Source organism: Catonella sp., assembly GCF_052173895.1.
Taxonomy (GTDB): domain Bacteria; phylum Bacillota; class Clostridia; order Lachnospirales; family Lachnospiraceae; genus Catonella.
In genome coordinates, this window is sequence record NZ_JBQMXS010000010.1 from 59,063 (window position 1) to 65,785 (window position 6,723).

Genomic DNA, 6,723 nt, shown 5'->3' on the forward strand with positions numbered 1-6,723 from the left:
AGGAGGTACTTCTGGTATGAAAATTACGGTATTGGGAGCAGGTACTTGGGGAAGTGCCTTAACAATTTTATTAAATAATAACGGGCATGAACTCACTCTATGGACTGCTCTTGAAAAAGAGTTTAACGAGTTAAATTCTACTAGAATAGTAAAAAATTTAAAAGGTGTAAAACTGGATGATAACATTCAAATTACTAATGATATCGCTTTAGCTTGTAAGGATAAAGAACTCATAGTCTTTGCTGTGGCATCTCCATTTGTAAGGATGACAGCTAAAAAGGCAGCACCATTTATCGACAGAAAGATACCTGTTGTAAATGTAGCTAAGGGTATTGAAGAAGATACTCTAATGACACTTACAGAGATTATCGAAAGTGAATTTGAGGCTTATAATGGAGATAAAGGAATAGTAACTGTACTTTCAGGACCAAGCCATGCTGAGGAAGTATCTATAGGAATGCCGACTACAGCAGTAGTAGGAGCAAGGTCAAGAGAAATTGCCTGCCTTATTCAGGATGCATTTATGTCTGAGAGATTTAGAGTATATACAAGTCCTGATGTAATAGGTATTGAACTGGGTGGTTCACTTAAAAATGTAATAGCACTTGCTGCAGGTGTGATAGATGGACTGGGGCTTGGTGATAATGCAAAAGCTGCTCTTATTACTAGAGGAATTTCAGAAATAGGAAGACTTGGAATGAAACTTGGCGGTAAGCTGGAGACTTTCGCAGGTCTTTCAGGTATTGGCGATCTTATAGTGACCTGTTGCTCGACTCATAGCCGAAATCATAATGCCGGCTTTCTTATAGGACAGGGAAAGACTATGGAAGAGGCTATGACAGAGGTAGGACAGGTTGTAGAGGGTGTATATTCTGCAAAAGCAGCAAGTAAGCTTGCTCATAAAAATAGCATAGATATGCCGATAGTGGAGCAGATGAACAAGGTGCTGTTTGAAAATAAAAAGGCAGAAGATGCACTTAGTGAACTTCTTTTAAGAGATAAAAAGGATGAACACTCCGGATTTGACTGGGAAGAGTAAAAGATAGGAAGGCTTGAGATGGATATAGATGTAGAAAAACTTACTCCCATGATGCGCCAATATTACGAGATAAAAAAAGAATACAGTGATTGTATTCTTTTTTATAGAATGGGCGATTTTTATGAGATGTTTTATGATGATGCCTTGACCGCCTCCAAGGTACTTGAAATTACACTTACCAAAAGGTCGGGTAGCAATGAAAACAGTCCCCCTATGTGTGGAGTACCTTTTCATGCTGTAGATAGATATTTAAATAATCTTGTGCAGGCAGGCTATAAGGTTGCAATATGCGAGCAGACAGAAGACCCTAAACTTGCTAAGGGACTAGTAAAAAGGGAAGTAATTAGGATAGTTACACCGGGTACAAATCTTGATACTGAGGCATTGGAGGAAAGCAAGAATAATTTTCTTATGGGAATTGTGGCTTCAAATGAAGATTATGGTATTTCCTTGGTAGATGTATCTACCGGAGAATTTCTCGTAACTGAGTTAGTTGAGACTAAGTCTTTGCTTGATGAGATAACTAAGTTTGAGCCGGCAGAGATTGTTTGTAATGAGGAGTTTATAGCTTCCGGTATTTTAACAGCCGATTTTGTAGAAAAACAGCATTTAGTTATTACAGGACTTGAAAGAAGATACTATGAAATTTCTTCTGCTGCAAGAATGATAAAGAGGCATTTCAAGGTAGAAGTGCTTGACGGACTGGGGCTTACAGGGATGGACAAGGCTATTTGCTCGGCAGGAATGGTGCTTACCTATCTTTATGAAACTCAGAAAAATGATTTAAGCCATATAATTTCGATTAAACCCTATTCAAACAATGCCTATATGATTATTGACAGTTCTACAAGGAGAAATCTTGAACTGACGGAGACACTTAGAGATAAGAATAAGAGGGGTTCTTTACTTTGGGTGCTTGATAGGACAAAAACTGCTATGGGAGCAAGATTATTAAGAAATTTTTTGGAACAACCTCTTGTAAATAAATACAATATTGAAAAGAGATTGGATGCAATAGAGGCTTTTTGCGAAAATATAATTACAAGGGAAGAAATAAGGGAATATTTAAATCCGGTATATGATATAGAAAGATTGCTTGCGAAAATATGTTATAAGAGTGCAAATCCTCGTGATTTGTTGGCATTTATGAATTCTATTGAATTTTTGCCTGCTATAAAAAGTTTACTTCCTGAATTTGACTCAGAGTTGATTAGAGAATTTGATGAAATGCTAGATCCGCTCACTGATATTTATGAAAAAATAGACAGAGCAATAGACCTTGATGCACCGCTTTCAGTAAGAGAAGGAAAGATAATAAAAGAGGGATATAATGAGGAAATAGACCGTCTTAGAAGAGCAAATACAGAAGGGAAAACCTTGGTTGCAGAGCTTGAAAACGAAGAAAAAGAGAGGACGGGCATTAAAAATCTTAGGATTAAATCTAACAAGGTATTTGGATACTGTATAGAGGTTACAAATTCATATAAGGATTTAGTTCCTGCTGACTGGACACGAAAGCAGACATTAACCAATGCTGAAAGATATATAACTCCTCGTCTAAAAGAATTTGAAAATATGATACTTGGTGCTGAGGAAAGGCTTGTGGCACTTGAATATGATTTGTTTTCTGAACTTAGGGATGAGATTGCGTCTGAGATAGTTAGGATAAGTAAGACTGCTAAGGCAATAGCAGGGCTTGATGCATTGATTTCGCTTTCGGTAGTGGCAGGAAGTGAGAATTTTGTAAGACCTGTTATAAATGAAGAGGGTGTAGTAGACATAAAAAATGGAAGACATCCTGTGGTTGAAAAGATGATGGGTGGAGACGGATTCATTGTAAATGACACCTATTTAGACAATGAAAATGATAGAATTTCAATAATTACAGGACCTAATATGGCAGGTAAGTCTACTTACATGAGGCAGACTGCTATCATAGTGCTTATGGCTCAGATTGGAAGTTTTGTACCGGCAAGTTCAGCTAATATTGGTATCTGTGATAGGATATTTACGAGGGTAGGAGCATCTGATGACCTTGCAAGCGGACAGTCTACATTCATGGTTGAAATGACAGAGGTTGCCAATATTTTAAGAAATGCGACTAAGGACAGCTTGATTGTATTAGATGAAATTGGCAGGGGAACAAGTACCTTTGACGGACTTTCCATAGCTTGGGCGGTGGTAGAGTACATAAGTAATCCAAGGCTTTTGGGGGCAAAGACACTTTTTGCTACACATTATCATGAACTTACAGAACTTGAGGGGAAATTGTTAAATGTCAATAATTACTGTATAGCGGTTAAGGAGGATGGTGACAGCATAGTTTTCCTAAGAAAAATAGTTAAGGGCGGAGCAGATAAGAGCTATGGAATACAGGTTGCAAGTCTTGCAGGAGTGCCTGAAAGTGTAATTGAAAGGGCTAAGGAACTTTCCGCAGAGCTTGACAGTAATGATATTTTAGAGAAAGCTAAGAGGCTTGAAGTAAGAGGAAGTGAAATTAAAAATCAAAATGTAATTGAATTTCTTTCTGAAACAGGCGTTATGCCGGATAAAAAAGAAGAAAAGAAATTGTTAAGACCTAATAAAGCGGATGAAAACCAGTTATCATTTTTTGGCTCGTCTAAAAACGAGGATGTAATTGCAGAACTTATGGAAATGAAACTTGAAGAATTGTCACCGATAGATGCTCTTAATAAACTGTATGCTATGCAAAAAAAGGTAAAGAGCAGAGGAATTTAGCCGGAAACGAGGTGAAAACTTGTCAATAATTAATTTATTAGATAAAGATACTATCAACAAAATAGCAGCCGGAGAAGTTATAGAAGGGCCAGCGGCTGTTGTCAAGGAACTTGTTGAAAATGCAATAGATGCTGATGCAAATTCTATAACAGTAGAAATAAAAGATGGCGGAATATCTTTAATAAGAGTTACGGACAATGGTAGGGGAATAGGAAGTGACGATATTAAAAAAGCTTTTTTACCTCATGCCACAAGTAAGATTAAAACTGCTGATGACCTCGTACTTGTATCAAGTCTCGGTTTTAGGGGAGAGGCTCTTGCAAGCATAGCGGCTGTCAGCGAAGTGGAAGTACTTACAAAGACTGCTGATGAAATAAGCGGTATAAGATATGTGATAAGTGGAGGCAAGGAGGAGGCTAATGAACATATAGGTACTCCTGAGGGGACTACATTTGTAGTGAGAAATATTTTTTATAACACTCCTGCCAGAAAAAAGTTTTTAAAAACGGCTACAACAGAGGGGAGATATGTAAGCGAGGTAATGGAGCATATGGCGGTAAGCCATCCCGAAGTGGCGTTTAAGTTCATATTAAACGGTCAGGTAAAACTTCAGACTATGGGAAACGGCAGTCTCAAGGATGTGCTGTTTTATATATATGGTAAGGAAATTACTGCGAATATTATTCCGGTAAATAATCCTGATATTGATGGAGAGCTGATTAATGGGCTTTCAGTAAGGGGATTTGTAGGAAAGCCGTCTTTAACAAGGGGAAATAAGGAGTATGAGAATTACTTTATAAATGGCAGATTTATTAAGAACAAAGTAATTACGAGGGCGATAGAAGATGCATACAAATCCTTTCTTATGCAGCATCGTTTTCCTTTTACCTGTCTTTTGATAAGTGTGGACAACTCTTTAGTTGATGTAAATGTACATCCTGCGAAGTTAGAAGTAAGGTTTAGTGACACAGAAAGTCTATATAGACTTATATTTCACGAAGTAGATAATGCCCTTAGAAAGAAAGACCTGCTGCCTGATATGGGTATAAGGCAGATACCGGATAAAAAGCCTTTGGTGAGAGAATTAAATCTTGCTGTAAGACAGGAAAAATCTGAAAAGACTGAGGGATACATTATTCCGGATATACCTATGCCTGAGCCTTTTGAAAAGAGCAGACAGGATGAGTGGAAGAGAGAACTGAAACCTGTATTTAAGCAGGAGAGTTTTGTGGAAGAACGGGTAAAAAGAGATGAAACAGCTCCTCTTATCAGACAGAGTGTATATGCTCCCTTTGAACATATTGATAATGCAAGTAAGGTAAAGGAAGATAAAACAGACTCTATAAGTGTAGAAAAGACTGAGAATACAGTTATAAACGGTGCAGCGGAAGTGCTTGAGGAAGAGATTACCGTATATGATACTGCCGATAATTTTAAAGGCGGAATATTTGCAAAAAAAGCTCTTCCTGATATAAAAATAATCGGTCAGATATTTGGCACTTATTGGATAATGGAATATGATGGAAGTGTTTATATGATAGATCAACACGCCGCACATGAAAAAGTAATGTATGAGCGTTTTGTAAGAGAAATATCTGAAAAAGCAGTAACATCACAAAATTTGCTTCCGCCGGTTGTTGTGACACTTTCAAGCAGTCAAAAGCAGATAGTAGAAGAGATAAGTGAGTATCTTCATCAACTGGGATTTGAAATAGAGCCTTTTGGTGGAAATGATTATGTTATAAAGGCTGTTCCAACTGAGCTTTTTGGAATAAGTGAAAAAGAACTTTTGTTCGACATTATTGACCAGTATTCGCTTGAGGGGAAAAAAGTTACTCCCGATACAGTGCTTTCTAAAATAGCAACTATGGCTTGTAAGGCGGCAATAAAAGGAAATATGAACATATCACTGCTTGAGGCGAAAGCTCTTATAGAGGAACTGATGAGCCTTGACAACCCTTATAATTGTCCACATGGTAGACCTACTATGATATTTATGAGTAAGGCTGATGTGGAGAAGAAGTTTAAGAGGCAGATATAATATTGAATTTATATAGGTGAAAAATTGAAAAGACTCGGAATTTATGTACACATTCCTTTTTGTGCAAAAAAATGTAACTATTGTGATTTTTATTCTTTGGCCTCAGGAGAAGATGAGAAGAAGAGTTATATAGAATCACTTAAGAGGGAAATATTAGAAGTATCAAAAAAAGTCGGTGACGATTATGGAGTATATACTATTTATTTTGGTGGAGGTACACCTTCTATAGTTAAAGCCAATTATATAAAGGAAGTATTAGATGTAATTAGGTCACAATTTCAGATTTATAGAGATGAATTTTACCCTGAAATTACACTTGAATGTAATCCTAAAACCATAAATATGGAAAAACTTTCTATATATAAAGAGGTCGGAATAAACCGTATAAGTCTTGGACTTCAGTCTGCTGATAATGATGAACTTAAACTTCTTGGCAGGATTCACAGTTATGAGGACTTTTTGGAAAGCTATGAAATGGCTAGAAAATCAGGGTTTAATAATATAAATGTTGACCTGATGAGTGCGATACCTAAGCAAAATATTAAAACTTACGAGAAATCTTTAGAAGAAATAATAAAGTTAAATCCTGAGCATATTTCAAGCTATAGCTTAATTATTGAAGAAAACACTCCATTTTTTGATAAGTATGCTGAAAATGCTCCGTTTAATAAGGATTTACCTTCTGAAGAAGATGATAGAATGATGTATGAACTAACAGTTTCTAAGCTCAAACTTGCAGGCTATAATAGGTATGAAATTTCAAATTATGCTAAAGAGGGATTTTATTCGAGGCATAACACATCATACTGGGAAAGAATTCCTTATCTTGGTTTTGGAGTAGGTGCATCTTCATTTTTTGAAAATGAAAGATATAATAATAGGACTAATCTAAAAGAATATATTA

At 36.5% G+C, this 6,723-nt stretch carries 4 protein-coding genes; all 4 read left to right on the top strand.

The features are described 5' to 3' along the window. Nucleotides 1-16 precede the first annotated feature (16 nt). The gene (locus ACTTG8_RS03960) at nucleotides 17-1,039 is read left to right on the top strand and encodes an NAD(P)H-dependent glycerol-3-phosphate dehydrogenase (RefSeq protein ID WP_442560824.1); all 1,023 of its coding nucleotides are present in this window, start codon (nucleotides 17-19) and stop codon (nucleotides 1,037-1,039) included. 18 nt (nucleotides 1,040-1,057) lie between these two features. Beyond that, a complete protein-coding gene (gene mutS, locus ACTTG8_RS03965) occupies nucleotides 1,058-3,778 on the top strand; it encodes a DNA mismatch repair protein MutS (RefSeq protein ID WP_442560825.1) in 2,721 nt (906 codons plus the stop codon). A gap of 19 nt (nucleotides 3,779-3,797) precedes the next feature. After that, nucleotides 3,798-5,819: a DNA mismatch repair endonuclease MutL gene (gene mutL, locus ACTTG8_RS03970; RefSeq protein ID WP_442560826.1), complete on the top strand. Its 2,022-nt coding sequence runs from the start codon at nucleotides 3,798-3,800 to the stop codon at nucleotides 5,817-5,819. A 24-nt stretch (nucleotides 5,820-5,843) separates the two neighbouring features. Further along, nucleotides 5,844-6,723 (top strand): radical SAM family heme chaperone HemW (gene hemW / locus ACTTG8_RS03975; protein WP_442560827.1); only part of this gene is annotated, 880 nt, incomplete at its 3' end.

Bases quoted from the DNA above. Each gene is read 5' to 3' on its own strand.
- ACTTG8_RS03960 (WP_442560824.1), top strand. From the start codon at position 17: ATGAAAATTACGGTATTGGGAGCAGGTACTTGGGGAAGTGCCTTAACA.
- mutS (WP_442560825.1), top strand. From the start codon at position 1,058: ATGGATATAGATGTAGAAAAACTTACTCCCATGATGCGCCAATATTAC.